General features: G+C 69.7%; 23 protein-coding genes. 8 read left to right on the top strand and 15 right to left on the bottom strand.

Going from position 1 to position 25033, the window contains the following annotated elements:
• The first annotated feature begins 36 nt into the window (after nt 1-36).
• A complete protein-coding gene (locus tag ACFO8M_RS01430; protein WP_387969508.1) occupies nt 37-312 on the top strand; it encodes a DUF2277 domain-containing protein in 276 nt (91 codons plus the stop codon).
• Between the two features lie 49 nt (nt 313-361).
• Here ACFO8M_RS01430 and ACFO8M_RS01425 read toward each other — a convergent pair whose 3' ends face one another.
• Both ACFO8M_RS01425 and ACFO8M_RS01420 read right to left on the bottom strand, forming a co-directional pair.
• Complete coding sequence (locus ACFO8M_RS01425) at nt 362-679, bottom strand: hypothetical protein (RefSeq protein WP_387969505.1); 318 nt, start codon at nt 677-679, stop codon at nt 362-364.
• 7 nt (nt 680-686) lie between these two features.
• Nucleotides 687-923, bottom strand: a complete 237-nt coding sequence (locus ACFO8M_RS01420; protein ID WP_387969502.1) for a hypothetical protein — start codon at nt 921-923, stop codon at nt 687-689.
• A 333-nt stretch (nt 924-1256) separates the two neighbouring features.
• Here ACFO8M_RS01420 and ACFO8M_RS01415 point away from each other — a divergent pair, with 333 nt between their 5' ends.
• Complete coding sequence (locus ACFO8M_RS01415) at nt 1257-1979, top strand: SDR family oxidoreductase (protein ID WP_387969499.1); 723 nt, start codon at nt 1257-1259, stop codon at nt 1977-1979.
• Nucleotides 1980-1997: 18 nt separating this feature from the next.
• Here the strand turns inward: ACFO8M_RS01415 and ACFO8M_RS01410 are convergent, their stop codons facing one another.
• The 3 genes from ACFO8M_RS01410 to ACFO8M_RS01400 form a co-directional block, all read right to left on the bottom strand.
• Nucleotides 1998-3116 carry a site-2 protease family protein gene (locus ACFO8M_RS01410; protein ID WP_387969496.1) on the bottom strand — a complete coding sequence of 373 codons (1119 nt, stop codon included), beginning with the start codon at nt 3114-3116 and terminating at the stop codon, nt 1998-2000.
• A 282-nt stretch (nt 3117-3398) separates the two neighbouring features.
• Complete coding sequence (mfd, locus tag ACFO8M_RS01405) at nt 3399-7028, bottom strand: transcription-repair coupling factor (RefSeq protein WP_387969493.1); 3630 nt, start codon at nt 7026-7028, stop codon at nt 3399-3401.
• 130 nt (nt 7029-7158) lie between these two features.
• On the bottom strand, nt 7159-7989 hold the full coding sequence (locus ACFO8M_RS01400; RefSeq protein WP_387969490.1) for a metal-dependent hydrolase: 831 nt from the start codon (nt 7987-7989) through the stop codon (nt 7159-7161).
• A 178-nt stretch (nt 7990-8167) separates the two neighbouring features.
• On the opposite strand from ACFO8M_RS01400, the gene ACFO8M_RS01395 reads away from it, so the two are divergent.
• Nucleotides 8168-9031: an arylamine N-acetyltransferase family protein gene (locus tag ACFO8M_RS01395; RefSeq protein WP_387969487.1), complete on the top strand. Its 864-nt coding sequence runs from the start codon at nt 8168-8170 to the stop codon at nt 9029-9031.
• Here ACFO8M_RS01395 and ACFO8M_RS01390 read toward each other — a convergent pair whose 3' ends face one another.
• From ACFO8M_RS01390 to ppc, 5 genes are all read right to left on the bottom strand, one after another.
• Nucleotides 9032-9652 (bottom strand): hypothetical protein, encoded by a 621-nt coding sequence (locus ACFO8M_RS01390; protein WP_387969485.1) that lies wholly within the window; start codon nt 9650-9652, stop codon nt 9032-9034.
• A 757-nt stretch (nt 9653-10409) separates the two neighbouring features.
• Nucleotides 10410-11231, bottom strand: coding sequence for a TrmH family RNA methyltransferase (locus tag ACFO8M_RS01385; protein WP_387969482.1), 822 nt, complete (start codon nt 11229-11231; stop codon nt 10410-10412).
• A gap of 75 nt (nt 11232-11306) precedes the next feature.
• Nucleotides 11307-11729, bottom strand: coding sequence for a MarR family winged helix-turn-helix transcriptional regulator (locus tag ACFO8M_RS01380; RefSeq protein WP_387971143.1), 423 nt, complete (start codon nt 11727-11729; stop codon nt 11307-11309).
• 26 nt (nt 11730-11755) lie between these two features.
• Nucleotides 11756-12373: a type 1 glutamine amidotransferase family protein gene (locus ACFO8M_RS01375; RefSeq protein WP_387971140.1), complete on the bottom strand. Its 618-nt coding sequence runs from the start codon at nt 12371-12373 to the stop codon at nt 11756-11758.
• 108 nt (nt 12374-12481) lie between these two features.
• On the bottom strand, nt 12482-15238 hold the full coding sequence (ppc, locus tag ACFO8M_RS01370; RefSeq protein ID WP_387969479.1) for a phosphoenolpyruvate carboxylase: 2757 nt from the start codon (nt 15236-15238) through the stop codon (nt 12482-12484).
• Between the two features lie 337 nt (nt 15239-15575).
• Between ppc and cysC the strand changes: the two genes are divergently transcribed.
• On the top strand, nt 15576-17120 hold the full coding sequence (cysC, locus tag ACFO8M_RS01365) for an adenylyl-sulfate kinase (RefSeq protein WP_387969476.1): 1545 nt from the start codon (nt 15576-15578) through the stop codon (nt 17118-17120).
• Between the two features lie 50 nt (nt 17121-17170).
• Here the strand turns inward: cysC and ACFO8M_RS01360 are convergent, their stop codons facing one another.
• Complete coding sequence (locus ACFO8M_RS01360; RefSeq protein WP_387969473.1) at nt 17171-17791, bottom strand: vitamin K epoxide reductase family protein; 621 nt, start codon at nt 17789-17791, stop codon at nt 17171-17173.
• A gap of 118 nt (nt 17792-17909) precedes the next feature.
• Nucleotides 17910-18809 carry an SDR family NAD(P)-dependent oxidoreductase gene (locus ACFO8M_RS01355; protein WP_387969470.1) on the bottom strand — a complete coding sequence of 300 codons (900 nt, stop codon included), beginning with the start codon at nt 18807-18809 and terminating at the stop codon, nt 17910-17912.
• 134 nt (nt 18810-18943) lie between these two features.
• Here ACFO8M_RS01355 and amrA point away from each other — a divergent pair, with 134 nt between their 5' ends.
• Nucleotides 18944-19603, top strand: coding sequence for an AmmeMemoRadiSam system protein A (gene amrA, locus ACFO8M_RS01350; protein WP_387969467.1), 660 nt, complete (start codon nt 18944-18946; stop codon nt 19601-19603).
• On the opposite strand, the gene ACFO8M_RS01345 is transcribed toward amrA, so the two are convergent.
• The gene (locus ACFO8M_RS01345; RefSeq protein WP_387969464.1) at nt 19600-20439 is read right to left on the bottom strand and encodes a PhzF family phenazine biosynthesis protein; all 840 of its coding nucleotides are present in this window, start codon (nt 20437-20439) and stop codon (nt 19600-19602) included. The genes amrA and ACFO8M_RS01345 overlap by 4 nt on opposite strands.
• A gap of 100 nt (nt 20440-20539) precedes the next feature.
• Between ACFO8M_RS01345 and ACFO8M_RS01340 the strand changes: the two genes are divergently transcribed.
• Nucleotides 20540-21676, top strand: a complete 1137-nt coding sequence (locus tag ACFO8M_RS01340) for an Mrp/NBP35 family ATP-binding protein (protein ID WP_387969461.1) — start codon at nt 20540-20542, stop codon at nt 21674-21676.
• Between the two features lie 78 nt (nt 21677-21754).
• Here the strand turns inward: ACFO8M_RS01340 and ACFO8M_RS01335 are convergent, their stop codons facing one another.
• Both ACFO8M_RS01335 and ACFO8M_RS01330 read right to left on the bottom strand, forming a co-directional pair.
• Nucleotides 21755-22129: a YbjQ family protein gene (locus tag ACFO8M_RS01335; protein ID WP_387969459.1), complete on the bottom strand. Its 375-nt coding sequence runs from the start codon at nt 22127-22129 to the stop codon at nt 21755-21757.
• 138 nt (nt 22130-22267) lie between these two features.
• Nucleotides 22268-23197: a DapH/DapD/GlmU-related protein gene (locus ACFO8M_RS01330; protein ID WP_387969456.1), complete on the bottom strand. Its 930-nt coding sequence runs from the start codon at nt 23195-23197 to the stop codon at nt 22268-22270.
• Between the two features lie 39 nt (nt 23198-23236).
• Between ACFO8M_RS01330 and dapE the strand changes: the two genes are divergently transcribed.
• Both dapE and ACFO8M_RS01320 read left to right on the top strand, forming a co-directional pair.
• Nucleotides 23237-24307, top strand: coding sequence for a succinyl-diaminopimelate desuccinylase (gene dapE / locus ACFO8M_RS01325; RefSeq protein ID WP_387969453.1), 1071 nt, complete (start codon nt 23237-23239; stop codon nt 24305-24307).
• A complete protein-coding gene (locus ACFO8M_RS01320; RefSeq protein WP_387969450.1) occupies nt 24304-24993 on the top strand; it encodes an LOG family protein in 690 nt (229 codons plus the stop codon). The genes dapE and ACFO8M_RS01320 overlap by 4 nt, the downstream gene beginning before the upstream one ends.
• The last annotated feature ends 40 nt before the right edge of the window (nt 24994-25033 follow it).

Here is a 25033-nt window from a genome sequence, read left to right as displayed (position 1 = left end):
CGACGCCGTGTCACACCGCCGTGCAACCCTTGAGGCATGTGTCGCAGCGTGAAAACCCTGTTCAACCTCGAGCCGCCCGCCACGAGCGACGAAGTCGCCGCGGCCGCGCTCCAGTACGTCCGCAAGATCAGCGGGTCGACGCACCCCTCGCAGGCCAACCAGGAGGCCTTCGAGGAGGCGGTCGCCGCGATCGCCGCGGCCACCCAGGAGCTGCTGGACTCGCTCGTGACCGCGGCGCCGCCGAAGGACCGGGAAGTCGAGGCGGCCAAGGCGAAGGCGCGGGCGGCCAAGCGGTTCGGCATCGAGGCGTAGGACCGGTCCTCGTAAGTGCGGGGTCGGCGGCCCGCTATCGCCGCGGTGGCTAGTAGGGAAGGTCGAAGAGGGCGACGAGGGCGCGGTTGAGGTGGTCCATGGTGCGGCCCGAGAGGGTGCATGCGCAGTCGGCGAGGCTCCCTACGGTGGCCTGGCCGAGTTCGGCGATGTGGACGAAACCGCCCACCGGGTCCTGTTCGCCGCAGGCCACCGACACGGGCGCCGGTCTTCGGCCGAGCGGGGCGACGAGCACCCGCCCGGTGTGGGTGTCGGTGTTGAACCGGTCGTCCGACAGCACGACGACCCGCTTCCCCGTGGGGGTGTGCATGTAGACCTCGCCGCGTTTCAGCGGTCGCTGCTCTGACATCGGTCCTCTACTCCTCGCCGTCCTCGGCCCACAGCTCGATGGACTCCCGTTCGGTGGCATTCGCCCAGTCTTGGTTCTCGAGTGCTTCCGATTTGTTCCATGACCGCAGTTGGGCGGCGAGCGCGGCGCGGCGCGCTTCACGGGCGAGCCAGGTGGCCGGCTTGGTGCCCTCCGCGGCGGCTGCGGCGGCGACAGCCTGCCAGTCGTGCTCGTCGAGGCGGACGGTTATCGCTCGTTTCGACATGGTGGACGGACCTGCTTCCTGGGGCGAGGCGGCGATGCAACTCTTGAAGGTGCTGCATGAGTTCCTTCGAGGATGGCATGCGGCGCCGTTCGCTCCCTAGCGCGCGATCACGATCCGAAACGCTGTTATGTTTTCGTTATGATGCACATGCATTTGCATGTGAAGCTCACATCTTGGTTGGAGCTTACCCTCCGGTCCGCCCGCATTCGTTCCCACATTGCGGGTCTGTCGGAAACTTGACTCAATGCGTTCGGCCTGTGCCCCTTGCTATTTGACATCCGATCTTGAGATGTCAAGCTGAAGGCCTCACTGGCCTGCCGGAAGGAGTGCGCCATGCGGTTCCAGGGGTATCGGGCGGTCGTCACCGGGGCCGGTCGCGGATTCGGACGGAGCCTGGCCATCTCGCTTGCGCGCGACGGGGCCGAGGTGTTCTTGTCCGCCAGGGATTTCCAGGCCGCGGAGGCGGTCGCCCAGGAAGTGCGGCACGTCGGCGGGCGGGCGCACGCGTTCGAGTGCGACCTGGCCGACCCTGAGTCGGTGCGGGAGTTCGCGGAGGCCGCGGGCGAAGTGACCGACGAGATCGATGTGCTCGTCAACAACGGTGCGCCGTACTTGGACTCGGGCGGTTTCCTCGAAGCCGAGGACGCGCAGGTGGCCGCGACGATCGCGGCCGGGGCGACCGGGACGGTGCTGGCCACCAAGGCGTTCCTGCCGCTGCTCCTGCGCAGCGAGCGGCCGGACATCGTGACGATGGTGTCGGGCTGCGGCGAGTACGGCAACCACCGGTCCGAGGCGCACGAGGGGTTCTACGCCGCCAAGGCGGCCCAGGCCGGGTTCACCGAAGTGCTGTCCAAACGCCTGCGGCCCCAAGGGGTCCGGGTGATCTCGCTGTACCCGCCGGACTTCGACAACCCCGACCCGCTGGGCCCGGAGTGGGAGGCCGAGCGGGGCTCGGGCGACGCGCTGTCCGCGAAGTCGCTGGTGGACTGCGTCCGGTTCGCGATCGGGCAGCCCCGGGACTGCTTCATCAAATCGTTCTACTTCGAGCAGGCCTGAGGGGCACGGCGCCGGAACTCAAGTGCGCGGCAGGTGAAGTGCGACCGCGCGGCTGATGTCGCTGGGGGTGACGATGCCGAGGAGACGCTCTCCGCTGAAGACCAGCGCGCGCCGATCGGGGCCTGAAGCCAGGCGCGGCAGCAGGTCGGTCACCGCTGCGTCGGGGTCGACGACCGGCACCTCACCTGGCGGGCACGCGGCCTCCCGGAGGGTCGTCGTCGGACGCCGCCCGCTGGGCACGGCGATCAGGCGGTTGAACGTGATGAGCCCTTCGAACCGGCCCTGGTCGTCGAGCAGTGGGAACGAGGAATGGCGGCGCACCAGGGCGTACTCGCGCAGAAACGCCTCGACCAGGAGATCGCCGGAGACGGTGTCGGGATCCCGGGTCATGATGTCGCGTACCCGCAGGCCCGCCAGCGCTGCCCCGGTCTGGGCCTGCCGCTCCTCGGCACTCGCCATGGCCAGGATGAACGCACCGAGCAGCAGCCACCACAGGCCGCCGCTGTAGCCGAACAGGAACCCCACGCCGCCGAGGAGGAGCAGGACCATGCCGAAGCCGCGGCCCATGCGGGCGGCCCAGACGGCCGCGCTCACGCGGTCGCCGCGCAGGGCCCACAGCACGGCCCGGAGGATGCGGCCGCCGTCGAGCGGCGCGGCCGGGATGAGGTTGAACACGGCGAGGATGACGTTGATGAGGGCCAGGTAGGAGGGGACCGCGACCCAGAGTGGGCCGGTCCCGATGAACGCCAGGATCCCGGCGAGCACGGCGAAGACCACGGCGGTGGCGAGGCTGGCCGCGGGCCCCACGATGGCGATGGCGAAATCGGCGCGGGGACGCGAGGCCTCACCGCGGATGACGGAGACACCACCGAGCAGCCACAGCGTGATGCCCTCGACCTCGAGCCCCTGGCGTTTGGCGACCACGGCATGGGCGACCTCGTGCACGAACAGGGAGCACATGAACAGGACCGCGGTGAGGAGTCCGGCCGCGACGTAGGCGACGGTCGTCTGGTCGGGGATGGCGTGCGCGAAACCGGAGGTGACCAGGGCGAACAGGAGGACCACCGTGCCGAGCGCGCTCCAATGCAGGCCGATCGCGACTCCGGCGACGGTCCCGAGCTTCAACGTCGCGCCCACACTCGGAAGATACCTCGGTTTGCGCGCCCGCTCGACCGGACCGAAGTCCGGCCTAGCGGTTTTCGGGTCAGCGGACGCGGTCGTAGACCGGCGAGAGCGTGCCGTCCTCGCCCGCGGCCTGGCTGCCGAGCGACCGCTGCCCGTCGGGCAGGTCGCCGTCGAACAGGCGCCCTCGCCGAGGAAGACCGGGAAGAGCGTGATCGCCAGGTCGTCGGCCAGGAGCGCCTTGATGACGCTGGCGAACACCAGGAGGTCGCCGCCTTCAGGAATATCTCGGGATTGCTAGGCGACCTCGGGGATGACGTCGTTGACCAGGTCGGCGCACCACTGCAGGAGGGCCAGGCCCTCCAGGGGCTTGCCGCCGATCTTCGAGGTGGTCGGGCGCGGGACGCTGATGAGGCCCGCAGCGGCCTTGTAGTGGGCGTCCGGGTAGTGGCGGCCCAGGCGCAGCTGCTTGGAGTCCGGGAGGTCGACGGTGGAGAACCGGAGGTTCTTGCCCTGCAAGGCGATGTCGGTCAGGCCGTGGTTGCGGGCCAGCAGACGGAAGCGCGCCAGGTGGAAGAGCGTCTGCACCTGGTCGGGCGCGGGGCCGTACCGGTCCTCCATCTCCTCGCGCACCTCGTCGAGCTCGGCCTCGCTGTGCACCTCTGAGACCTTGCGGTACATCTCGAGTCGCAGGCGCTCGACCTCCACGTAGTCGAACGGGATGTTCGCGTCGAGCGGGAGCTCCACTTTGACTGGTGCGGGCGGTTCTTCGGTGCCGCCCTTGAAGGAGGACACCGCCTCGCCGACCATGCGCAGGTACAGGTCGAAGCCGACGTCGGCGATGTGGCCCGACTGCTCGGCGCCGAGGAGGTTGCCCGCGCCGCGGATCTCCAGGTCCTTCATCGCCACGTACATGCCCGCGCCCAGCTCGGAGTGCTGGGCGATCGTCGCCAGGCGCTCGTGCGCGGTCTCCGACAGCGGCTGCTCCGGCGGGTACAGGAAGTAGGCGTACGCCCGGTCGCGGCTGCGCCCGACGCGGCCGCGGATCTGGTGCAGCTGCGAGAGGCCGAGGAGGTCGGCGCGTTCGACGATGAGCGTGTTGGCGTTCGGGATGTCGATGCCCGACTCGATGATCGTGGTCGAGACGAGCACGTCGTACTCGCCTTCCCAGAAGCCCTGCATGATCTTCTCGAGCTGGCCCTCCCCCATCTTGCCGTGGGCCACGGCGATCCGGGCCTCGGGGACGAGTTCGCGCAGCTTCGTCGCGGCCCGGTCGATGGACTCGACCCGGTTGTGGAGGTAGAAGACCTGGCCGTCGCGCAGCAGCTCACGGTGGATCGCGGCCGCGACCTGCCGGGCCTCCCACGCGCCCACATAGGTCAGCACGGGGTGGCGCTCCTCGGGCGGCGTCGCGATGGTCGACATCTCGCGGATGCCCGTCACCGCCATCTCCAGGGTGCGCGGGATCGGCGTCGCGGACATGGTGAGCACGTCGACGGCGGTGCGCAGGGCCTTCAGCTTCTCCTTGTGCTCCACTCCGAACCGCTGCTCTTCGTCCACGATGATCAGACCGAGGTCCTTGAAGCGGGTCTCGGCCTGGAGGAGCCGGTGGGTGCCGACGAGGATGTCGATCTCCCCCGCCGCGATGCCGCGCTGGATCTCCGTGGCCTCGCGCGCGGACTGGAACCGCGAGAGCTGCTTGATCTTCACCGGGAACTGGCCCATGCGCTCCACGAACGTGCCGTAGTGCTGGCTCGCGAGGAGCGTGGTCGGGACGAGCACGGCCACCTGCTTGCCGTCCTGCACCGCCTTGAACGCGGCGCGGACCGCGACCTCGGTCTTGCCGTAGCCGACGTCGCCCATGACGAGGCGGTCCATGGGGACGCGCGCCTCCATGTCCGATTTCGTGTCCACGATGGCGGACATCTGGTCGGGGGTCTCGATGTACGGGAAGGCGTCTTCGAGCTCGCGCTGCCACGGCGTGTCCGGGCTGAACGCGTGCCCTTGGGCCGCTTGGCGGGCCGCGTACAGCTGGATGAGCTCCGCGGCGATCTCGCGCACGGCCTTGCGGGCGCGCTTCTTGGTCTTCTGCCAGTCGGTGCCGCCGAGCTTGTGCACCGTCGGCTGCTCCCCGCCGACGTAGCGGGTGATCTGGTCGAGCGCATCGGTCGGCATGAACAGCACGTCCGGGGCCTGGCCCCGCTTCGAGGGCGCGTACTCGATCACGAGGTACTCGCGGTCGGCGCCCGCGATGGTGCGGCGCACCATCTCGACGTACTTGCCGACGCCGTGCGCGTCGTGCACCACGTAGTCGCCCGGGGAGAGCTCGAGCGGATTGACCGCGCCCCTCCGCTTGGTGGCCTTGCCCTTCCGGGGCTTCTGGGCCGCGAGGGCCTTGCCGCCGGCGATGTCGGCGGCCGTGACCACGACCAGCCCCGACGCCTCATCGTCGAAGCCGAGCGTGAGAGTGCCCATGCAGGCCACTACCTCGCCGGGGCGGAACGCCTCCGGGGCGGCCTCGAGATGCGCGCCGATGCCCTCGGCCTTGAGCTGCTCGGCGGCGCGCTCGGCCCCGCCGAGGGCCGGGTAGACCACGGCGACGGCGCGGCCGGCGCGCGTCCAGGACTGCATGTCGGCCACGAGCTGCTGCGTGTTCCCGTGGTAGCGAGGCGTTTCCGCGATGCCTAGATCGACGGTGACCGCGTCGTCCGGCGATACGTCTCCATAGTGGAGCGGCTCGCCGGTGATCGCCGCGAGTTCCGCGGCGACCGCGTCCTCCTCGGGGGCGACGGCGAACGGCGAGATCGTCCACCAGCGCTGGCCCTTGGCGAGCGCGGCGGTGCGGGCCTCGGCGAGGTCGTGGAACGTGCCCGCGCCGAGGTCGACGGGCGCTTGAGCACCCGCCGCGGCGGCGGCCCAGGAGGCTTCGAGGAACTCGTTCGAGGTGGCGACGAGGTCGAGGGCGCGGGTGCGGATGCGTTCGGGCTCGATCGCGACGACGAGGGCGTCCCGGGGCAGGACCTCTTGGAACAGCTGCAGCTCCTCGGATCCGGCGAGCGCCGGGAGCAGCGACTCCATGCCTTCGACCGGGATGCCCTGGGCGAGTTTGGCGCACATGTCGGCGAGGCCCGGATAGTCCTCGCCGAGGGCGGCGGCCTTCTCGCGCACCTCGTCGGTGAGGAGCAGCTCGCGGCAGGCGACGGCGCGCAGCTCCGGGGCCTCGTCGAGGGAGCGCTGGTCGGCGACGGAGAACTCGCGGATGGAGTCGACCTCGTCGCCGAAGAACTCCAGGCGCAGCGGGTGCTGGGCGGTGGGCGGAAACACGTCGAGGATGCCGCCGCGCACGGCGAACTCGCCGCGCTTCTCGACCAGGTCGACGCGGTCGTACGCGAGGTCGACGAGGTGGGCGGCGAGGTCGAACAGGTCGGTCTCGTCGCCGCGGCGCAGCTGCACCGGCTCGCGTTCGCCGAGGCCTTTGAGCTGGGGCTGGAGGGCACCGCGGACCGGGGTGACGATGACGCGCGGCACGTCGCCCGCGTGGATGCGGTGGAGGAGTTCGAGGCGGGCGCCGACGGTGTCGGAGCGCGGCGAGAGGCGCTCGTGCGGCAGCGTCTCCCACGCCGGGTAGAGCGCGATGTCCTCTTCGGCGATGAATGAGGCCAGGGACTCGGCGAGTTCCTCGGCTTCACGGGAGGTCGCGGTGATCGCGAGCACGGGGCCGGTGGCGTGGGCGGCGGCCTGGGCGAGGGCGAGGGGGCGCGCGCCGGGCACGGCGACGACGTCCACCGGGCGGTCGGAGGTGGACGCGAGCTCGGCGATGCGCGCGAGCTTCGGTGCCTGTGCCGATTTACGGCTTGCAAGCGGCGCCGAGGTTGCGGCTGCCTTGAGCAGGCTCGCGAGTTTCGGAACGGATCGGCCTTCGGACATTCGAACTCCTGCGAGGTTCCGGATGCTGCTGTGCTCTAGGCACGACGATTGGCCGGAATCCAGGTCCATCAGGACTTGATTCCGGCAACCGGTCGAGTCTACCTCGGCGCGTCCGCTGGACAAGCCGGGATTATTCGGCGGCGCCCTGGCCCGTGCCCTGGTCGAAGAGCAGCTGCTGCACTTCGGGCACGTTGTAGAGCATGCCGATCACGACGAGGACGGTGAGGATGGGCAGGAGGATGCGGTTCTCCTCCTTGCCGCCCGCGCGGAGCGCGACCGAGTTGGGCAGGCCGATGTCCCGCCAGCGGCGGCCCTGGATCGGGATCGGGAAGAACAGCGGCGAGCCCATCTTCGTGATCATGTCGCCGAGGATGTGGATGAAGCAGCCGATGCCCATCGCCAGTCCCAATACCCAGTAGTCGCGGCCCTCGGGCAGGAACCGGTACATGCCGTACGAGGCGACAAGGGCCACACCGGTGGTGACGATCCAGCCCTTCTTCTCCACGGTCTCCGCGAGCAGGCCGCGCACCGCGAGACCGGTGAGCACGAACAGGATCGCGATCACGGCGGGCTTGCCGAACTGGTAGGCCAGGAACCCGGTGCCGGTGCCGACGAGCGCGGCGTGGACGGCGGTGTGGGTGAAGGTGCGGTGGCCGTTCTTCCGTTTCTTGTCCTTCTTGGATTTCGTGAGCAGATAGAACCAATAGCAGAGGCGCTCGACCACCTCGGCGACGAACAGCGACGCGACGCCGAACGACCGGGCCACAGTGGACCCGCCCTTGTTCTCGGTCACCTTGCCGGCGCAGTCGATGTCGGGGTAGAGGGCGGCGCCGGAGGCGACGATCGTGCCGACGATGAGCTCGGCGGAGGACTGGTCGATACCGAACGCGACGTCGGCAACGGCTGAACCTGCGAGCCACAGGGCGGCACCGGACATGGCGTGGGTCGGGCCCATGACCATAGTGGGGACTCCTTCAAGGGCGGTATTGGGAGCGGGGTGGAAAGCTGTGGAGACTATCCCACACGCCCATGACAACCGCAGTCCCAGGCGCGACAAACCTCCAGCCCCGCAACATCATTCCCGTATCGGTACGATCACGACGCCCGCCGGGACCCGCAGCTCGCGCTATGGTCGAGGGGTGTTCGACTCCTCGCAGCTCGCCGTCTATCTCAAGCGCGTCGGGATCAGGGCCCCGAGGCGCCCGACGCTGCACGCGCTGCGCCGGATCCACCGCGCCCACGTCGCCGCCATGCCGTACGAGAACCTCGACATCCAACTCGGCAGGACCATCCGGCTCGACACGGACGCGCTGTTCGCGAAACTCGTGGAGGGCGGCCGGGGCGGATACTGCTACGAGCACAACGGGACCCTCGCGCACGCCTTGGAGGCCATGGGCTTCGACGTGCGCCGCGTCCTCGGCGGCGTGGCCCGCGAGACCGAGGGCGACGGCAACTGGTGGAACCACATGCCGCTCGTGGTCCGCTTCCCCAACGGCGACAAGTACTTGGCGGACGCCGGCATCGGCACCGGCTTCCGCGACCCGCTGCCGATCCGCAACGGCAGCTACCGGGTGGGGCTCTTCAACTTCGGCATCTGGAGCATCGGCGACGGCGAATGGCGCTGCTCGATCGACCCGAGAGTCGCCAATCTGACCTTCGACTTCACGTTGGAACGCCGGGAAGTGGCCGAGTTCGAGCCGAAGTGCACGGAGCTGGCGACCTCCCCCGAGTCGCCGTTCGTGAAGACCCTGACCGTCCAGAACCCCGGCGAGACCGACATGTGGGTGCTCCGGGCCAGGACGTTGACCGTGTACGACCCGAAACTGCCGGAGGGGAAGACGGTCCGGATCATCGTCGACCCGGCCGACTTCGCCGCCCTTTTGCGAGGCCGCTTCAACCTCACGCTGGACGAAGCCGAGATCCAGGCACTGTGGGCGAAGGCAGTGGAGCAGCACGAACGAAAGCTCGCCGAAGACGCGGCCGCCAGACAGGCTTCGGTCTAGTCAGCCCCGGAGACAGAACCGGACCCCGACCAGCGACCAGACCACCCCGGCCTGCCCCTCGGTAGCGGCCCAGGTGACGAACCCCGAGGTCGGCTCGCCCAAGCGCAAACCGGCAGCGACACCAAGGAAGAGCAAAGGCAGGCTTGCGATCATCAGGATCGCTGTGGGGAGCGGACCCGATCGCTTCCGCAAGCACGCCGACCCGAGCACCGTCGCACCTATGTAGACCAGATGTGAAAGCACCCAGGCGGGCACACCCGCCAGCGCCACCATCCCCTCGGCCTCGCCCGGCGCCAACGGCCCGACCGCGTTCGCCAGGAAGCCGACCGCCGTCGCCACGAGCCCGGCCATCACCAGGCCGCGCCCCCAGGCCCCGAGCCGCCCCAACTCCGCGCGATGACGCAGCCCGTACACCCGGAACCCCGCGAACACCAGGAGCACACCCGCCAGCCCGGCCCAGTTGGCCGACCGCGGCAGTGCCGCGACAACCCCCGGGAACCCGGTGGCGGCGAAGACGATCGCGCCACCGCACATCGCGACACCGACGACCGGTGCGCGGCGAGGCGTCGAACCGGAAGCCGACAAGTCATTGCCGGCCGAGGGGTCGATGAGCGCAGTCATGTGTCCTCCAGGGGATGGTGCCCGCCGATCAGCGGATGTGCATCCATGGTCGCCGCCAACGGTGCTCACGAACTCCCCCTCAAGGGTGAGCGCGTTCCCCCGCCAGTGTGAAGAGCCGCGACCAACGCGACTGGAACCGCCTCATTTCCCCTCATTTTCTCCCGATTCGCTTGCCCGGGAAGTGATTCCGATCCCGGGCATCGTGATTCGAGACCGGGAGGTTGCGTTGCCTCGCATGGCGGGAATGGGTAGACCGGGTCCTTGTTGCCCGGCCGGCAGCCGATCATGCTAGCGGTCCTGCAAGTGTGTGCCTCGTTCCGGACACTGCCTCCGGTCGAGGTGATCCCGACCGGTGATCTCCCACCCAGCACGGCCCCCTGAGGGGGTCGTGGTCAGCTGCGGATCCCGATAGCACGTGGGGACTGAAACCCATGCCCCGTAAGGCATCGGTCTCGGAAGCGGTCCGGTTTGGGGTTCGGTCAGAGGCTTGGCTTAGTCTGCTTGCACCTAGTCGCCACCTGTACGTTTTCCGTATTCCTGTGCGTACATCAATCATCCCTCGCACAGCCCCGCCTGTCATCACCCACAAGACGAGAAGACCTTCACGTTCCACCCAACCCGCCTGCGCGCCAAGGCAAAAGGTGCCGCTCGGCCCCGCGGGCGGGAGCGTCGCCCGCGCCGAAGCTGGACCTGCCTCCCGCGTTCCGACTTCGTCGCTGCCCGCCTGAACCGCAAGCCGACTCCGACCAGAAGCGACTCAAACAGAGCGCTGGCGAGCGGCTTCGTAAAGTGCCACAGATCCGGCATTGGCGGCATTCAGCGAAGAGGCCGCCTTGGGCGACATGGGGATTCGGGCCGTCGCGTCGGCGAGTTCGAACCAGGACTTCGACATGCCGGTGGTCTCGTTGCCGACCACGAGGAGGGTCGGGCCGCGCAGGTCGTGTTCGGACAGGGCCTTCTCGCCGCGTTCGTCGGTGCCGACGACCGCGGGCGCGTGTTCCTGCTTGCGCGCCCACTCCACTACTTCGTGAGCCGAGGCGGCGCTGATGACCGGGATGGCGAAGAGGCTGCCCGTGGAGGCCCGGACGGCCTTGGGGTCGTAGGGATCTGCGGCATTGCGGCCGGTGATGATCACGGCATCGGCGCCGAAGGCGTCGGCGGAGCGGATGAGGGAGCCGACGTTGCCGGGGCTGGTCGGCCGGTCGATCACGATGCCGAGCCAGTCGGGGCGGGTCTCGAGGTCGGCGAGTTTGCGTTGCGGGATGGCGACCTGGGCGAGGAGTTCGGGCGGGTTGTCGTCCTCCTTCTCGCCGAGTTCGGCGAGCAGCGGGCCGGAGACGGCGGCCTGCTCGATATGGGGCCGCTCGAGGAGGCCGCGGGCCCAGTCGGAGAGCCGCCGGCGATCGGCGTCGTAGAGCAGGGCCTCGATGTTCCAGCCGTGCTCGACCGCGAGCGAGATCGGCCGCACCCCCTGGACGAGGAACGAGCCGGCGCGGTGGCGCTTGGTGCGGTTGCGCAGCAAGGTCTCCCACTGCTGGAAGCGGGCGTTTCGGACGCTGACCTGCAGGGTTCTCGCCATGGTCTCCGCAATTCTCGTTTGGTCCTGGACGCGCAGAAACCTACCACGGCGGCGAGCGCCGGCGGCCGCGCGAAATCAGCCGCGGTCCTCCGCCGCCAGCGCCTCCAGGGTCTCCGAGAGTTCCCGGAGGAGGCGGTCGACGTCGGCGGCGCGGTCGTCTCCCAGTGCCTCGCACAGCCGGTCGGCGAACACGGCGTGGGCCGGGCCGATGCGCTTGACCGCTTCCACGCCCTGCGGGGTGGGCGCGACCAGTTTGGCCCGGCGGTGTGCCGGGTTGCGCCGGTACTCGACCATCCCGTTGCCGGCCAGGATGTCCGCGATGCGCTGCACGGCCTGGCGGGTGATGCCCATGGCGCGCGCGATGCCCGCCACCGGCAGGGGCGCTTCGATGACCGCTCCGAGCACTTGCCAGTGGGCGGCGGTGAGGCCGGCCGGGCGGGCCAGTTCCTCGGCCACGTCGAGGAACTGGCCGTTCAGTCGGAACACCGTCACGGCCATGCCCGACAGGAGTACTTGGCGGTCGGTCACGCGGCCTCGCCCATCAGCTCGAAGTACCCGGCCGGGTCGCCGAGTCCGTAGAGCTTGTACCACGAGGCGAGGACTTCGGGCGTGTACAGGTCGAGGGCGGCGAACACTTCGCGGGCGAAGTCCACGGGCTTCGTGCCCGAGGCGGTGATGAGGCCTCGGTCGGTGACGGCCGGGACGTCGCAGTACAGGTCGGCGCCTTTGGATCCGAAGGCCTGCACGAACTCCGGCGCGTTGCTGGTGTGGCGGCGGTCGTCGAGCAGGCCTTCGGCGGCGAGTCCGCCGGTGGCCCCGCAGATGGCGGCGACCGGGACGCCCGCGTCGAGGAACCGCCGGGCCTTCTTGGCGAAGTCGGCGTTGTCGCCGGTGAGCCAGGTGCCCGCGCCGGGCAGGATCAGCATGGCGCTGTCCTCGGCGTTGAGCTCGTCGAGTGTCAGGTCGGGCATGATCGTCATGCCGCCCATGGTCCGCACGGGTTCGGAGCCGGCGCCGACGGTGCGGATCTCGTAGCGGCCCGGTTCGCGCTGCCAGTCGCCGTTGCCGATGTGTGCGGTCGCGTATCCGACCTCCCAGTCGGCCAGGGTGTCGTAGACGGCCAGGTGCACGTGCTGGGTCATGATCTCGTTCATGACAACATCTTGTCATATTGACAATGTATTGTCAAATCAGTGGAGACGAAAAAAGGCCGCGGCGGGGGTTCCGCCGCGGCCTTCTCGAAGCTGGGATCAGCCGGTGTTGCGCAGGCCCGCCGCGATGCCGTTCACCGTGATGAGCAGGGCGCGCTTGAGCTGCGGGTCGACGTCGCCGTCGGCGCCGCCTTCGGAGCGGTAGCGCTTGAGCAGCGAGATCTGCAGGTGGTGCAGCGGCGCGAGGTAGCGGTCGCGGACCTCGAGCGTCCGGGTCAGCTGCGGGTTCGCGTCCAGCAGGTTCTCGCCGCCGGTGAGGGCCAGGACTTCGGCGACGGTGCGCTCGTGCTCGGCCTTGATCACGTCGAAGATCGGCTGGAGTTCGGCCGGGACCAGGGTCGAGACGTACTGGCCCGCGATGGAGAGGTCCGTCTTTGCCAGCGTCATCTCCACATTGGAGACGAAGTTGCGGAAGAAGTGCCACTTCTCGTACATCTCGGCGATGTCGTCGCCCAGGCCCGCTTCACGGGCGGCCGCGAGGCCCGAGCCCACGCCGTACCAGCCCGGGACGATCTGGCGCGACTGCGTCCAGCCGAAGACCCACGGGATGGCCCGCAGGCCGCCGAGGCCCGCGTCGGTGTTGGGGCGCTTCGACGGGCGCGAGCCGATGTTCAACGCGCCCAGCAGTTCCGTGGGGCTCACGGCCCAGAAGTACTCGGCGAGTCCCTTCTGGCCGGTCAGCTCGCGGTAGACGGCCTTCGACGCCTCCGAGGTCTGGTCCATGACGCTGAACCAGCGTCCCAGCACGTCAGGCTGGTGGCGCGGCTCGGTGTGCAGCAGCGTCGCCTTCAGCGAGGCCGCCACCGTGAGTTCCAGGTTCTCGCGGGCCAGCGCGGGCAGCGTGTACTTGTCGGAGAGGACCTCGCCCTGCTCGGTGATCTTGATGGCGCCGTCCAGCGTGCCGGAGGGCTGGGCCAGGATCGCCTCGTGGGTGGGGCCGCCGCCGCGGCCGATGGTGCCGCCGCGGCCGTGGAAGAGGCGCAGGCGCACGCCGTGCTTGTGGGCGACATCGCGCAGTTGCCTCTGGGCGCTTTGGATGTTCCACTGGCTGGCGGTGATGCCGGCGTCCTTGTTGGAGTCGGAGTAGCCGAGCATGACCTCTTGGACGTTGCCGCGGGCGGCGACGATCGCGCGGTACGCGGGCAGGCTCAGCAGTTGGTCGATGAGGGCGTCGGCGCCGGCGAGGTCCTCGACCTCTTCCATGAGGGGGACGAAGCCGATGTCGGCGCGGCCGCGGGCGACGTCGACGAGGCCGGCGTCGCGGGCGAGGATCGCGGGCGCGAGGACGTCGGCGGGGTCGTGGGTCATCGAGATGATGTAGGACTCGACGATGGCGGCGCCGAACTGCTGCTGGGCGTCGCGGATGGCGTGGAAGACGTTGAAGGTCTTGCGGTTCGTGTCCGAGAGGTCCACGTTCACCGGGGCGAGGGGGCGCTGGCCGGAGAGTTCCTTGGAGAGGAGCGCGTCGCGTTCGGCGGCGGTGAGGTCGGCGTAGGGCTTGTCGAGTTCGCCGGTGGCGTCGTAGAGCTCGGCGAGGACGGCGTGGTGGGCCTCGGAGTGCTCGCGGACGTCCATGGTGGCGAGCTGGAGGCCGAAGGCGGCGACGGTGCGGATGACGCGGTCGAGCACGCCCTTGGCGGGGAGCTGGCCCCGCTGGCGGGCAAGGGAATCGCGCATGACCTGGAGGTCGGCGATGAGTTCGCGGCCGTCGGCGTAGTCGAAGCCGGCCCGGTGCGGGAGGCCTTCGGCGTGGCGGGCGCGGGTGTTGGCGAGTTTGGCCTCGATGGCGCGGGCCTTGAGGCGGTAGGGCTCTTCGGCGTAGATCCGCTTGTAGCGCTCGAGGATGTTGTCGAGGGCCTTGAAGTCGGCGGCGACGGAGTCGAGGAGTTCCTGCGAGGCGGGGCGCACCGCTTGGGAGACGGAGAGCTCGTTGATGAGCGAGGCGACGGCGCCTTCGGCGGCGGCGATGCCGTGCTCGTGCTGCATGAGCAGCACTTGCTTGGTCACTTCGGGGGTGACGAAGGGGTTGCCGTCGCGGTCGCCGCCGATCCAGGTGCCGAACTTGAGCGGCGCGTGGCCGGGGCGGGGGGAGCCGCCGAGGTCGGTGAGGGTGGCGTTGAGGTCGGTGAGGACCCGCGCGGCGGCGTCGCGGTAGAGGTCGGTGAGGTAGTAGATCGCGTTGCGGGCCTCATCGGTGGGCTCGGGCTTCTCGACGCGGAGTTCGTCGGTCTGCCAGAGGAGGTCGATGATCTCGGCGAGGCGGGAGTTGACGGCGTCGACGTCGGCGGAGCCGAGGACGGCGCGCTCGGCGGTCTCGGCGTCGAGGAGGTCGGCGATGTTGCGCAGCTTGATGAGGATGGAGCGGCGGGCGGCCTCGGTGGGGTGCGCGGTGAAGACGGGGCGCACTTCGAGGCGTTCGGCGGCGGCCGCGATCTGGTCGGCGGGGACGTCCTCGGCGGTGATCTCGGCGCGGGCCTGGGAGAGCCAGCCGCCGTTCTCGGCGCGGGAGCGGCGCATGTCGCGGGCGCGGTGGACCTGCTCGGTGATGTTCGCCAGGTGGAAGTAGGTGGCGAACGCGCGGGCGAGGTCGACCTCTTCGTTGACGTCGAGCTTCGCGAGGCGGGAGGCGACGGCCTCGGGCTGGTGGCGGACCAGGCCTCGGACCTCTTCTACGAGTTCGAGCAGCTGGGGGCCCTCTTGGCGGACGAGCGCCTGGCCGAGGAGGTTGCCGAGCCGGCGGATATCGCGGCGGAGCTGCTTGTCGTCGGTTCCGCTGGAGGAGTCGAAGTAGTCCATGGAGGTCTCCACTGGTGGTCTGGGCAAACCCTGAGGGGCTGGCCGCGCCGACGTCCTTGTCCGCGGTCATCTGCTGCACTACTGCTGGCGCACTTACGGCACACGCTTGCGAAGCCGTGAATGAGCAACCACGGCGCACGCCTGCGAAGCTGTAAATAAGCGCTGTCAGCGTAACTTACCGGTAATGGGCGCGCCACTTTCTCGGTCCGCCATGCGGGACGATCCGGCTCATTTCCGCTTGGCGCGGGTGAGGCGAGTGACGGGGCCGTGGCATACCCTGGTGCGACCGATACCGAAGCCGCCCCGTTCGAAGCACTGCGAAGGGATCCCACCGCCGATGTCTGACTGGGTACTGCCCGATGAGATCCTCGCTGAGGCGCCTAGCCACACCCCTCTGCCGCATGAGCTCGCCGACCTTGAGCTGCTGTTGTACGGCGCTTATGCCCCGCTGCGCGGGTTCATGAGCGAGGAGGAGTCGCGCGAGGTGACGCGGACCGGGATGCTGCCGGACGGCACGGCGTGGCCGGTGCCGGTGACGCTGGACGTCCCGTTGGGGACCGCGCAGCTGCTCGACAATCCCGATCCGAAGCGGCGTGTGCTTCGCATCACCGATCCGGAGGGGGCGCCGGTCGCGGCGGTCGAATGCCACAGCCTCGACGCGCTGGGGCCGGACATGGTCCGCGTCGGCGGGCCGGTGCGGCGGATCGCCGACGCCGCGCACGGGGTGTTCACGGGCCTGCGCGCGACGCCGGAGCAGGCGCGCACGACGTACACGAAGCCGCGGGTGCTGGCGCTGGTGGCGGACAAGCCGCTGCACCGCCCGCAGTTGGCGCAGCTGGCGCGGGCCGCGCACAATCTGGCCGCGCACGTGCTGGTCATGATCCCCACGGGCGATGAGACGAACGGCGACCGGGACCTGAAGCTGCCTACGGCGGCGCTGGTGCGTTCGGTGCTCGCCGCGAAGGACCGGCTGCCGACGGCGACGGTGCTGACCGTGCCGCTGTCGAAGCGCGGCGACAAGCTGCGAGACGGGCTGCTGACCGCGAAGGTGGCGGCGGCGTACGGCGCGACCCACATCATGACCGGCCGCGACGGGCTCGGCGGCGGCGACGGCGTCCGCTCGATGGTGCCGCGCGAGCTGGCCTACGACACGCGCGACGGGCAGTGGCGGCCGATCGAGGACATCGAGCCGCCGTTCCGGCGCACCGCGTTGAGCGACGCCGAGATCGCCGACATGCTCGACCGCGGTTTCGGTCTCCCCGAATGGCACACGCCGCCGAGCGTGGCCTCGGAGCTGCGCAAGGCGCGCCCGCCGCGTCGCCAGAGGGGCCTGGTGCTGTTCTTCACGGGCCTGTCGGGCTCGGGGAAGTCCACGATCTCCCGCGGGGTGTACGAGTCGCTGCTGGAGGACGGGACGCGCACGGTGTCGCTGTTCGACGGCGACGTGGTGCGGCGGCTCCTGTCGAGCGGGCTCGGGTTCTCGCGCGCGGACCGGTCGGTGAACATCCGCCGGATCGGGTTCGTCGCGGCCGAGGTGGCGCGGCACGGCGGCATCGGCATGGCGGCCCCGATCGCGCCGTACGAGGCCGACCGGGCCGAGGCGCGGCGCATGGCCGAGGCGGCCGGGGCGGACTTCGTGCTCGTGCACATCTCGACGCCGGTCGAGGTGTGCGAGGCGCGGGACCGCAAGGGGCTGTATGCGAAGGCGCGCGCGGGCCAGATCCCGGAGTTCACGGGCGTCTCTGACCCGTACGAGGAGCCGCCGGCGGCGGAGCTGACGATCGACACGACCGAGATCACCGTCGGCGAAGGCGTCGAGCAGGTCTTGGAGTACCTGTCGGAGGGCGGTTGGCTGGAGCCGATCGGCCTGCGGCTGGGGTAAAGCGGAACGGAGAAGGCCCCGAGCATCCGCCCGGGGCCTTCGCTTTGTCCTTAGAGGAGCGTGGACCAGTAGTCCCAGAAGCCGGTGCCCACCAGCATGACCACCACGAGGTAGAGCAGGGTCAATCCGATCCAGTGGTAGCGCAGCAGGTCGTCGATGGAGTCGCGCCAGTCCTCCCCCACCGGGATCGCGCCGGTGCGCAGGTTCCGCACGGTGCTGAACCAGAAGATCGGCAGGACCACGGTCCAGACCGCCATGCACCAAGGGCAGAGCACCCCGATCTCGTACACGGACTGGTAGATCAGCCACGACACGAACACGAGGCCGCCGAGCGCGCCGAGGTTGAACGCCAGCGGGATCCAGCGCGGCAGTGAGACCTTCGCGAGCAGCAGCACGCCCATGAAGACCACGAACGGGAACGCGACGAGGCCGATCATCGGATTCGGGAACCCGAACACGGAGGCCTGCCAGGTGTTCATCACGGTGCCGCAGGACAGCACCGGGTTGAAGTCGCACGAGATCGCATGGCTCGGATCGATGAGCGTGGCGATGCGCTCGTAAGTGAGGTCGAACGCGGCGGCCAAGCCCACCAGGCCGCCGAGCAGGAAGACGAGGCCGGTGACGGTGCGCCCCCGGATCTCGAGTTCGCTCTCGCCGAAAGCCTCGTCCATCCGCGCTTCCTCCGTCTCGGCCGCTACGGCCGGTGCAATCATGCCCATGCGAATCTAACGACTCCGGCAAGGCGGAAGTTGCGGACTTAAGTCCTGGCTTGTCCCGCCTCGCGGCGGTTCAGGCCCTGAGGGACTTGCCGCCGTCGACCACGAGCGTCTGCCCGGTGATGTAGGAAGCCGAAGGCGCACAGAAGAACACGGCCGCGGCCGCGACTTCCGCGGGGCTGCCGGGGCGGCCCATCGGACCATCGAGGCCCTTCTGGAGCTCGGGCACAGTGGACGAGCCGGTGCGGATGAGGCCCGGCGCGATCGCGTTCACCGTGACGCCGTCGGCGACGACCTCGGTCGCGAGCGCCTTCGTCAGACCCGTGACGCCGGCTTTCGCGGCGGCGTAAGCGGCCTCGGCGGGGACGGCGTTCACGACGCCGGTGGTGGCCGCGACGTTGACGATGCGGCCCCAGCCGCGCTCGGCCATCGACTGCACGAACGCGCGCGAGACCAGGAACGCCGTGTCGAGGTTGCGGGTGAGCTCGGTCTGCCAGTCCGCATAGGACAGCTGGGCGACCGGCTTCACCACGGCCGGATCGGATTTCGAGGTGAGGCCCGCATTGTTGACGACGATGTCGACCTCGCCGAGCGCTTCGACGACCGCATCGGCCAGACCGCCCACTTCGGCCTCGTCGGACAGGTCGGCGACGAAGCCGATCGCGCCGATCTCCTCGGCGCGTTCGTGAATCCGCTTGGTGGTGGACACGATCGCGACCGCCGCGCCCGCCAGACGCAGCCGCGTGGCGATGGCGAAACCGATCCCGTCCGGCGCGCCCGCACCGGTGACCAGCGCGATCTTCCCTGCGAGGGAGTCGAGTTCCTGGAGCCGCCCGCGATCGGGCTCCGTCAGCTGCGCCCCGCCGTTCGACGGCAGGTCGATCACTTCGGCGAGGCCCTGATCGACGGTGGCGTACACGTCAGAGTCGAAGGACGAGTCGAATGCGTCGGCGCTCGTGCGCGGTTCACTCATGCCCGCAGTCTCTCACGCGACTGTTACCAAACTGATCACCGGCAGGCCGAACTGCGCCAAACCGACACCATCAGGTCAGTCGTGCAGCGGCCGAAGGCGGGCGGTACGCCGCCGTCGCGTGGCACCATCGGTGGATGGATCCGCACCCGGACTCCGGCCTCGGACCGGTGCTGACCGCGCTGGCGCGCAGCGCGGTCGCGACTTCGTTCGCGCCCAAGCCGCCCGGCGCGGCCACGCTCCTCGCCTCGACCGCGGCGGCCGCCGATCACCGGCCGGCGCTCGCGAAGCGGGAGGCGACCTTCGTGACGCTCGAGCGCCGCGGCGACCTCCGCGGCTGCATCGGAACCTTGACCGCCTTGCGGCCCTTGGGCGTCGACGTCGTCCGCAACGCGCGGCTCGCGGCGAAGGACCCGCGGCTCCCGCCGGTGCAGGAGGCCGAAGTCCCGGCACTGCACGTCACCGTCACGGTCCTGTCCCCCTCCGAGCCGATCGCGGTGCGGGCCTTCACGTCCCTGCTCGAGCACCTGCGGCCCGGCGAGGACGGCCTGACGCTCAAGGACACCGGCGGCCGACGTGCGACCTTCCTGCCGTCGGTGTGGGCGAGCCTGCCCGAACCCGACCGGTTCGTGGCCGCGCTCCTGCGGAAGGGCCGCTGGCCGCGCCACCTGTGGTCGGCCGAGTTGCGTTCGGCCGCTTGGCCCGAGGACCTCGCGGCCGAACGCTACGGCGCCCGGTCGTTCATCGGTCTACATGGCGAACCGGGGAACGGCGCTATTGCTGCGAACGGGCTCTAGGCCGGGAGCGTGACGAGGGTGCCTTCGGCGACCTTGACGGCTGCGCCGGTCACCGAGACCGACACCGCCGCGCCGCCTTCGACCACGACCTCGCCGTGGAGCGTTGAAGGGCGGTCGATCTCGGCGCCCTGCGCGATCGCGTACGTGTGAACACCGTCACCGCTGATGAGGCCCTGGTCGACCAGGTGGACGCCGAGGGCCACGGCCGCCGAACCCGTCGCCGGGTCCTCGCCGACGCCCCGGTGGAACAGGCGGGCGTGCACCGCGTGCGTCGCCTCGTCGAAGCTGAACAGGTAGACCTTCTCGAGGTGGCCCTGCACGTCGACCGCGGTGGCCACGTCCTCGTCGGCGAGGCGCACGAAGTTGTGGTCCAGGCCGGCGCTGGCGTTCTTCGGGGTGCCTAGGATCTTCCCGGCGTCGAGGCCGATCGCGGCCGCCGCGGTCTTCGGGTCGATCTCGGGGCCGACGCCGATCGCCGTGGAGGTGAGCTTCGCGGTGGTGCCGTCGACGGCCACCGTCATCAGCCCGGCGCCGCATTCCTGGACGACCGTGCCGTCCCCGGGGACGACCCGACCGGACTGGACGGCGGCGATCGCCGCGCCGATCGTGGGGTGCCCGGCGAACGGGAGTTCCTCCGCAGGGGTGAAGATCCGCGCGAGATAGTCGGCGCCCTCGGCGGCCGCCGGGAGGATGAACACGGTCTCGGAGAAGTGGAATTCGAGGGCGATCGCCTGCATCTGCGCGGTGGTGAGGCCTTGCCCGTCATAGACGACGGCGAGCTGATTGCCCGCGTAAGCGCGGTCGGAGAACACGTCGTAGATCGCAAAGGGAAGCATGGGCCAGTTATAGCGCGGCGGGTCCGGCGCGAGCGTGGCTCGGGGAGCGGTAAGGCTACGCTCACATTGCTGATGCGAATTGCGTGGTTACGATTGAGTCATGTCTGACAACGCTGCCGTCGTCGAGGCCGTGCACGAAGCGCTCTCGCACGTCAACGACCCCGAGATCCGCCGCCCGATCACCGAGCTGGGCATGGTCGACACCGTCGTGGTCGACGGCGGTCGCCTGTCTCTGAAGATCCTCCTCACCGTCGCGGGCTGTCCCATGCGCGACACGCTGCAACGCGACATCGCCGGCGCCGTCGACGGCGTCGACGGCGTCTCCGAACTCGAACTCGAATTCGGGGTCATGAGCGAGCAGCAGCGGGGCGACCTGCAGACGAAGCTGCGCGGCGGGCGCGCGGGCGCCGAGCCGGTGATCCCGTTCAACCTGCCGGAGTCGCGCACGCGCGTGTTCGCGATCGCCTCCGGCAAGGGCGGCGTCGGCAAGTCGTCCCTGACGGTGAACATCGCCGCGGCGATGGCGCAGAAGGGCCTCTCCGTGGGCGTCGCCGACGCGGACATCTACGGGCACTCGATCCCGCGGATGCTCGGTGTCACCGGCGCTCCGACGCAGGTCGAGGACATGATCATGCCGCCGCAGGCGCACGGCATGAAGGTCATCTCGATCGGGATGTTCACGCCGGGCAACACGGCGGTCGTGTGGCGCGGGCCGATGCTGCACCGGGCGCTCCAGCAGTTCCTCGCCGACGTCTACTGGGGCGAGCTGGACGTGCTCCTGCTCGACCTGCCGCCCGGGACCGGCGACATCGCGATCTCGGTGGCGCAACTGCTGCCGACCGCCGAGCTGGTCGTCGTCACGACGCCGCAGCAGGCGGCGGCCGAGGTGGCCGAGCGGGCCGGGGCCATCGTCACGCAGACGCACCAGAAGCTCGCGGGCGTGGTCGAGAACATGTCGTGGATGGAGCTGCCCGACGGGTCGCACCTTGAACCGTTCGGTTCCGGCGGCGGCAAGACCGTCGCCGAGGCGCTGACCAGGGACGTGGGCACCGATGTGCCGCTGCTCGGTCAGATCCCGCTGGACCCGAAGCTGCGCGAAGGCGGCGACGCCGGCGTGCCGCTCGTGATCTCGGACCCCGACTGCGAGGCCTCGCGGGCGATCCGCGCGATCGCGGACCAGCTGGCGGTGCGGAAGGTTTCGCTGGCCGGCAAGCAGCTGGGCCTGAGCCCGGTCTAGCAACGAGTTTTTGAGCGGCGGCCCTCCTGTGCCTTTGAGGGCCGCCGCTCGTTTTCCCCAGTTTCCTGAATGAAGCTTTTAGGCGGTCCTCTTGCGGACCGTGACGGCCGTGCCGTACGCGCACACCTCGGTGCCCATGTCGCGGGCGTCGGAGACGTCGAAGCGCATCATCACGACCCCGTTGGCGCCCAGGCTCTTCGCCTGGTCGACCATGCGAGTGAGCGCCTCTTCGCGGGAGGTCGCGAGGGCTTTGGTGAGGCCTTTGAGTTCGCCGCCGAGCAGCGACTTGAAGCCCGAGCCGACGTCGGAGAAGAAGTTCCGGGACCGCACCGTGAGGCCGAACACCTCGCCGTGGGTGTCGAGGACCTCGTAGCCGGGCACGTTCTCCGTCGTGACGACCACGAACCCCGAAGTGGTGGGGTTGGCGCCGCCGAACTCTCCAACTCTGTCCATGCGACCAGGCTATTTGAGAATCGGCGCGGGCACCTCGATCTCGAGGATGAACCCTGGGCAGGCGTGTAGCACTCGGGTACTACGCCGAAAACGGCAGAGGGCCCCGGCGAACCGGGGCCCTCTCACGCGAATGCGGACTTACTGGGCGCTGTGCAGGGCGGCGTTGAGCTCGCCCCACGTGCCCGAGCGCGGACGCACTTCGAGGACGCCGGTCTGGGTGTTCGTCCAGAACTGGAGGTTGTCCTTGCCCGAGAGGGTCGCGGCCTTGACGACCGTGCCGTCCGGGGTGGTGACCTTCGAACCGGCGGTCACGTAGCAGCCCGCGGCGACGACGCAGTTGTCGCCCAGGGAGATCCCGATGCCGGCGTTCGCGCCGAGGAGGCAGCGCTCACCGATCGAGATGACCTCCTTGCCGCCGCCCGAGAGGGTCCCCATGATCGAGGAGCCGCCGCCGATGTCCGAGCCGTCGCCGACCAGGACCCCGGCCGAGATACGGCCCTCGACCATCGAGTTGCCGAGCGTTCCGGCGTTGAAGTTCACGAAGCCCTCGTGCATGACGGTGGTGCCCTCGGCGAGGTGCGCGCCCAGGCGCACCCGGGAGGCGTCGGCGATCCGCACGCCCGAAGGCGTCACGTAGTCGGCCATCGGCGGGAACTTGTCGAGGGACTTGACCTCGAGGTTCTGCCCTTCGCCGCGCAGCTTCAGGCGGGCGGCGTTCACTTCCGGGGCCGGGACCGGACCGTAGTTGGTCCACGCGTTGTTCGGCAGCATGCCGAAGATGCCGGAGAGGTTGATGGAGTGCGGGATCACGAACCGGTGAGAGAGCAGGTGCAGGCGCAGGTAGACGTCCGCAGTGTCCTGGGGCTCCTCCGCGAGGGACTTGACGACGACCGACACGCCCTTCGAGGTGGTGCCCGTCGGGTTCGCGCGGTCGAGCTCCGGTGCGGCCACACCCGTGGGCGCCTCGCCCAGGCCCAGGCGCGTGAACCACACGTCCAGGACCGTGCCGTCGGCGGCGACCGTGGCCACGCCGACACCCCATGCTCCGTCAGTAAGGAAATCACTCATGCGAAAAGCCTATCCACGTGGCGAGTATCGTCTGGCAATGTGACAGTTTTGAGTGAGGCAGTCCTCGCCGACCCGGTCGCGCTGACCAGGGCCCTGTGCGACATCGAGTCCGTGTCCTGGAACGAGGCCGAGATCTGCGACGAGGTCGAGGCGGCCCTCAAGCGCATGGGGCACTTGGAGACCGAGCGCGTCGGGAACACCCTCGTGGCCCGCACGAACCTGGGCCGCGGGCGGCGCGTCATGCTCGCCGGGCACCTCGACACGGTGCCCGTGAACGACAACTTCCCGACCCGGCTCGACGGCGACGTCCTGTGGGGCCTGGGCACCTCGGACATGAAGTCGGGGACGGCGCTGGCGCTCTGGATCGCCGCGACGGTGACCGAGCCCAAGTTCGATCTGAGCTTCGCGTTCTACGACTGCGAGGAGATCGAGGCCGAGCACAACGGGCTCAACAAGCTCTCCAAGTCGCGGCCCGAACTGCTCGCCGCGGACTTCGCGATCCTGCTGGAGCCGACGTACGGCCTGGTCGAGGCCGGATGCCAGGGGACGATGCGGGCGAAGGTGACCACTCGCGGGAAGCGGGCCCACTCGGCGCGGTCTTGGAAGGGCGAGAACGCGATCCACGCGATCGCCCCGGTCCTGGAGCGGCTCAACGCCTATGAGGCGCGCGAGGTCGAGGTCGACGGCTGCACGTACCGGGAGGGCCTGAACGCGGTCTTCATCGGCGGCGGCGTGGCCGGGAACGTCATCCCCGACGAATGCTGGGTCCAGGTGAACTACCGCTTCGCGCCCGACCGCGACGAGGCCGCCGCCGAGGCGCACGTGCGGGAGGTCTTCGCGGGCTTCGACGTCGAGGTCTCCGACTCCGCGCCGTCGTGCCGTCCGGGCCTTGACCGGCCCGAGGCGGCCGAGTTCGTGGCCGCCGCCGGGGGCGAGTTCCGCGCCAAACTGGGGTGGACCGATGTGGCGCGCTTCGCCACACTGGGCATTCCGGCCGTGAACTTCGGGCCGGGCGACCCGAACCTCGCCCACAAGCAGGACGAACGCGTCGAGATCCCGCGCATCCGCGAGTGCGCGGCGGCGCTGCGAGCCTATGTGGAGGAATCATGACGATCAAGCGCCGCGTCACCGCCGACGAGCACCTGCTCGACGTCGCGCACCGCGAGGAGTGGAAGCAGAAGGCCTCCTGGCGGGTCATGAAGATCCAGGCCGAGTTCGTCGGGGGCTTCGAGACCCTCGAAGCGGCCGAGCTGGGCGACGCCATCGGCGTCTACGGTTCGGCGCGCACGCCGGTCGACTCCGAGGAGTACAAGCTCGGCATCGAGCTGGGCCACAAGCTCGGCGAGGCGGGCTTCAACGTCATCACCGGCGGCGGCCCGGGCGCGATGGAGGCCGCCAACCGCGGCGCCGCCGACGCGGGCGTCAAGTCGGTCGGGCTCGGCATCGAGCTGCCGTTCGAGCAGGGCATCAACCCGTACGTGGACATCCAGATCGACTTCCACTACTTCTTCGTCCGCAAGGTCATGTTCCTGAAGTACTCGTGCGGGTTCTGCGCCCTGCCGGGCGGCTACGGGACCATGGACGAGCTGTTCGAGTCGCTGACGCTGGTGCAGACGGAGAAGGTGGGCAAGTTCCCGATCGCGCTCATCGGCACCGACTACTGGGGCGGCCTGGTCGACTGGCTGCGCAAGGCCATGGTCGGCGAAGGCAAGATCAGCCCCGCCGACGTGGACCTGCTCATGGTCACCGACGACCTCGACGAGGCTATCGAGCACATGAAGCGCGGACGGCACTAGACGCGCATCGAACGGCCGCCGCGAGGGTTCGCGGCGGCCG

The organism is Glycomyces rhizosphaerae, from assembly GCF_042647865.1.
Classification (GTDB): domain Bacteria; phylum Actinomycetota; class Actinomycetes; order Mycobacteriales; family Micromonosporaceae; genus Glycomyces; species Glycomyces rhizosphaerae.
Note: the sequence above shows the minus strand (reverse complement) of the source record. Positions and strands in the feature narration are given on the sequence as shown.